Annotated in this window: 3 protein-coding genes; all 3 read left to right on the plus strand. The window is 55.9% G+C overall.

The window, feature by feature from the left end; all coding sequences use genetic code 11:
* On the plus strand, positions 1-589 hold a 589-nt coding region (locus lacNas_RS09665), incomplete at its 5' end, for a 16S rRNA pseudouridine(516) synthase (RefSeq protein ID WP_201346813.1).
* Between the two features lie 264 nt (positions 590-853).
* On the plus strand, positions 854-3493 hold the full coding sequence (locus tag lacNas_RS09670) for a valine--tRNA ligase (protein ID WP_201331556.1): 2640 nt from the start codon (positions 854-856) through the stop codon (positions 3491-3493).
* Positions 3494-3497: 4 nt separating this feature from the next.
* On the plus strand, positions 3498-4266 hold a 769-nt coding region (locus lacNas_RS09675), incomplete at its 3' end, for a bifunctional folylpolyglutamate synthase/dihydrofolate synthase (RefSeq protein ID WP_244661453.1).

Here is a 4266-nt window from a genome sequence, read left to right on the forward strand (position 1 = left end):
CGAGGTGGCAGTTGACGGCCTTCCGGTCAGCTACCAGCAATACCACTATTTCCTGCTCAACAAGCCGGCCGGCGTTTTGTCGGCAACTGAAGACGCCCGGCAAAAGACGGTGCTTGACCTGCTCAAAAAGCAGGACCGCTACCAAAAGCTGGCCCCGGTTGGCCGCCTGGACAAGGACACGACGGGCTTGCTGCTGTTGACCAATGACGGCCAGCTGGCCCACGAACTGCTGGCCCCGGAATATCACGTGGCCAAGACCTACTATGCCTTGCTGGCCGGGGTGGCCGACGAGCAGACCAAGCAGGCTGTGGAAGCCGGCTTGACCTTGAAGGACGGCACGGCCCTCAAGCCGGGCAAGCTGCGGATTTTGTCCCAGGATCCGGATAAGGACCGGTCGGAAATCGAGATCGTCATCACTGAGGGCAAGTACCACCAAGTCAAGCGGATGTTTGCCTCGCAGGGGATGAAGGTCCTGAAGCTGAAGCGGCTCAAGATGGGCCCGCTGGCTCTGCCAGCCGATCTGCCGGCAGGGAACTACCGGGAGCTGACAGCCGGTGAACTTGCTGCTTTAAAGCAACTTTCCCTTTAATGCCCCGTGAAATTATGCTATACTTTGTGACAAAGCAATGATCAAGAGGTGGGGCTTCATGACAGAGAAAGGTCACAAAGCTGAGAGACCGGAAGCCGCCTGGTAGCTTGATTCGCTGATCGACTGAAGCCAGAGTAAGTTGATCCGGTATTCGCGCCGTTACCGCACTTAAGCGGAGCATTATGCTCAAGTTAGGTGGTACCGCGGTTATGCAAATCGTCCTAGACATTTACTTGTCTGGGACTTTTTTATTGGAGGAAATTTATGACAGAATTAGCACCAAAATACAACCCGCAAGAGGTTGAAGCCGGTCGCTATCAAGAATGGCTGGACGAAGACCTGTTCAAGCCTTCCGGTGACCAAAAGGCCAAGCCGTATTCAATTGTTATTCCGCCGCCAAACGTAACTGGCAAGTTGCACTTGGGGCACGCCTGGGACACTGCCATTCAGGACACCTTGATCCGCTACAAGCGGATGCAGGGCTACGACACCCTGTATCTGCCGGGGATGGACCACGCCGGCATCGCCACCCAGGCCAAGGTTGAAGCCCGTCTACGCGAGCAGGGCGTCAGCCGCTATGACCTGGGCCGGGAAAAGTTTGTTGAAAAGGTCTGGGAATGGAAGGACGAATACGCCAACATCATCAAGAGCCAGTGGCAAAAGCTGGGCCTGTCTCTGGACTACAGCCGGGAGCGCTTCACTCTGGACAAGGGGCTTTCCAAGGCGGTCCGCCGCGTTTTCGTGCAGCTGTACAATGAAGGCCTGATCTACCGCGGCGAATACATCATCAACTGGGACCCGAAGCTGCGCACGGCCCTGTCTGACATCGAAGTCATCCACCAGGACGACCAAGGCGCCTTCTACCACATCAACTACCCGCTGGCAGACGGCTCAGGCAGCGTTGAAATCGCGACTACCCGGCCGGAAACCATGTTCGGCGACACTGCCGTTGCCGTGGCACCGGGGGATGAACGCTACAAGGACCTGGTTGGCAAGAAGCTGATTCTGCCGCTGGTTGGCCGGGAAATCCCGATCATCGAAGACCAGCACGTTGATCCGGAATTCGGGACTGGTCTGGTGAAGATCACTCCAGCCCACGACCCGAACGACTTTGAAGTCGGCAACCGGCACGACTTGCCGCGGATCAACGTGATGAACGATGACGGGACCATGAATGACAAGGCAGGCAAGTACGCCGGCATGGACCGCTTCGACTGCCGCAAGCAGCTGGTTGAAGACCTCAAGGCCGAAGGCTACCTGACCAAGGTTGAGCCGATCGTCCACTCAGTTGGTCACTCAGAACGTTCCGGCGTACAAGTTGAACCGCGCCTGTCAACTCAGTGGTTTGTCAAGATGCAGCCGCTGGCCGACAAGGTTTTGGAAAACCAGAAGACTGAAGGCAAGGTCAACTTTGTTCCAGAACGCTTTGAAGGCACCCTGGAACACTGGATGGAAAACGTGCATGACTGGGTTATCTCCCGTCAGCTCTGGTGGGGCCACCGGATTCCGGCTTGGTACAACAAGCAGACCGGGGAAATGTATGTCGGCGAGGAAGCACCGGCTGACATTGAAAACTGGGACCAGGACCAGGATGTTCTGGACACCTGGTTCTCCAGTGCCCTGTGGCCATTCTCCACTTTGGGCTGGCCGGATGAAAACTCCGCTGACTTCAAGCGCTACTTCCCGACCAACGCCCTGGTGACGGGCTATGACATCATCTTCTTCTGGGTTTCCCGGATGATCTTCCAAAGCCTGCACTTCACCGGCAAGCGGCCATTTGACAACGTGGTTCTGCACGGCTTGATCAGAGACGAACAGGGCCGCAAGATGTCCAAGTCCCTGGGCAACGGGATCGACCCGATGGACGTCATCGACAAGTACGGCGCCGATGCCCTGCGCTGGTTCCTGTTGAACGGGACCGCGCCTGGCCAGGACACCCGTTTCAGCTACACCAAGATGGATTCTGCCTGGAACTTTATCAACAAGCTTTGGAACGCCAGCCGGTTCGTTATCATGAACCTGCCTGAAGATGCCAAGCCAGCCCAAAAGCCGGATACGAGCACGTTCGACCTGGCTGATGCCTGGATTTTTGACCGCTTGAACCATACGGTCAAGGAAACCAACCGTCTCTTTGACGAATTCCAATTCGGCGAAGCCGGCCGGGAAATGTACAACTTTATCTGGAACGACTTCTGTGACTGGTACATCGAAATCTCCAAGGTAGCCCTGTACGGCGACGATGCTGAGCTCAAGGCCCGCAAGCAGGCCAACTTGACCTGGATTCTGGACCAGATCCTGCGCTTGATCCACCCGATCATGCCATTCGTAACGGAAAAGCTCTGGTTGTCAATGCCGCATGAAGGCAAGTCCATCATGACTGCCGCTTACCCGGTGGCTCATGATGAATTTGACAATGCCAAGGCTGACGACGACATGGCCTTCTTGATCGAAATCATCAAGGCTGTCCGGACCATCCGGATGGAAGTCAACGCGCCAATGTCCAGCGCCATCGACATCTTGATCCAGCTGGATGACGAAAAGAACGAAGCCATCCTGCGGGACAACATGGAATACGTTGAAAACTTCCTGCACCCGAAGAAGCTGGAAATTTCCGGCAAGATCAACGCTCCGAAGCTGGCCAAGACGGCCGTGATCGCCGGGGCACAGATCTACGTTCCTCTGTCAGAACTGGTTGACCTGGACGAAGAAATTGCCAAGATGAGCAAGGAAGAAAGCCGGCTTGAGGCTGAAGTGGACCGCGCAAGCAAGAAGCTGGCCAACAAGGGCTTTGTCGACCATGCTCCGGCAGCTGTCGTTGAGAAGGAAAAGGGCAAGCTGGCCGAATACGAAAGCCAGCTGGCCGGCGTGAGAGACCGCATCAAAGAATTGAAAGAAAGTCGTTAAAGACGTGAAATTTAAGACAGTCAACGAACTTACCGATTATTTGTATCACTTGCCCCGCTTGCACGAAAAGAGCGATCTGACCTATGTCAAAAGAGTGCTCAAGGCCTTGGGCCAGCCGCAAGACCAGGTCAAGTGCTGCCACATTACTGGAACCAATGGCAAGGGCTCGACTGCATATTACCTGAGCAATCTGCTCCAAAAGGCCGGTCAGCAGACTGGCCTTTTTGTTTCGCCATTTATCGTCCGCTTCAATGAGCGCATCCAGCTCAACGGGCAGGCGATCGCAGATGAAGAGCTCCTGGAAGCAGCCAACAGGGTAGAGGAAGCCGTTGACCGCCTAAGAGAAAGTGATCCCGGCTTTGCCTTGGTGACTTTTGAATACGAGGTGGCCATGGCTTTTGACTACTTTGCCCGGAAAAAGTGCGACTACGCGGTTATCGAGGTCGGCATCGGGGCTGAGCACGACAAGACCAACGTGATTACTCCCGCGGTCAGCTTGATCACCACGATCGGCATGGACCACGAGCAGATCATCGGGCCGACCCTGGCCGACATTGCCCGGGAAAAAAGCGGGATCATCAAGCCCGGCGTTCCGGTCGTGCTTGGCGATATTCCGCCTGAAGTGCAGGGAATCATCGAGGACAAAATCCGCCGGGATGCCAGCCCGGCCAGCTGGCTGGGCCGCGATTTTCAAGTTCAAGTCCAGGCAGACGGCTGCCAGCTTTTGCTTGGCAGCAAGGAATACCGGCTGCCGGCCTGGCCTTTGGCGGAAG

It is taken from the genome of Lactobacillus nasalidis, from assembly GCF_016587775.1.
In the GTDB taxonomy this organism is placed as follows: domain Bacteria; phylum Bacillota; class Bacilli; order Lactobacillales; family Lactobacillaceae; genus Lactobacillus; species Lactobacillus nasalidis.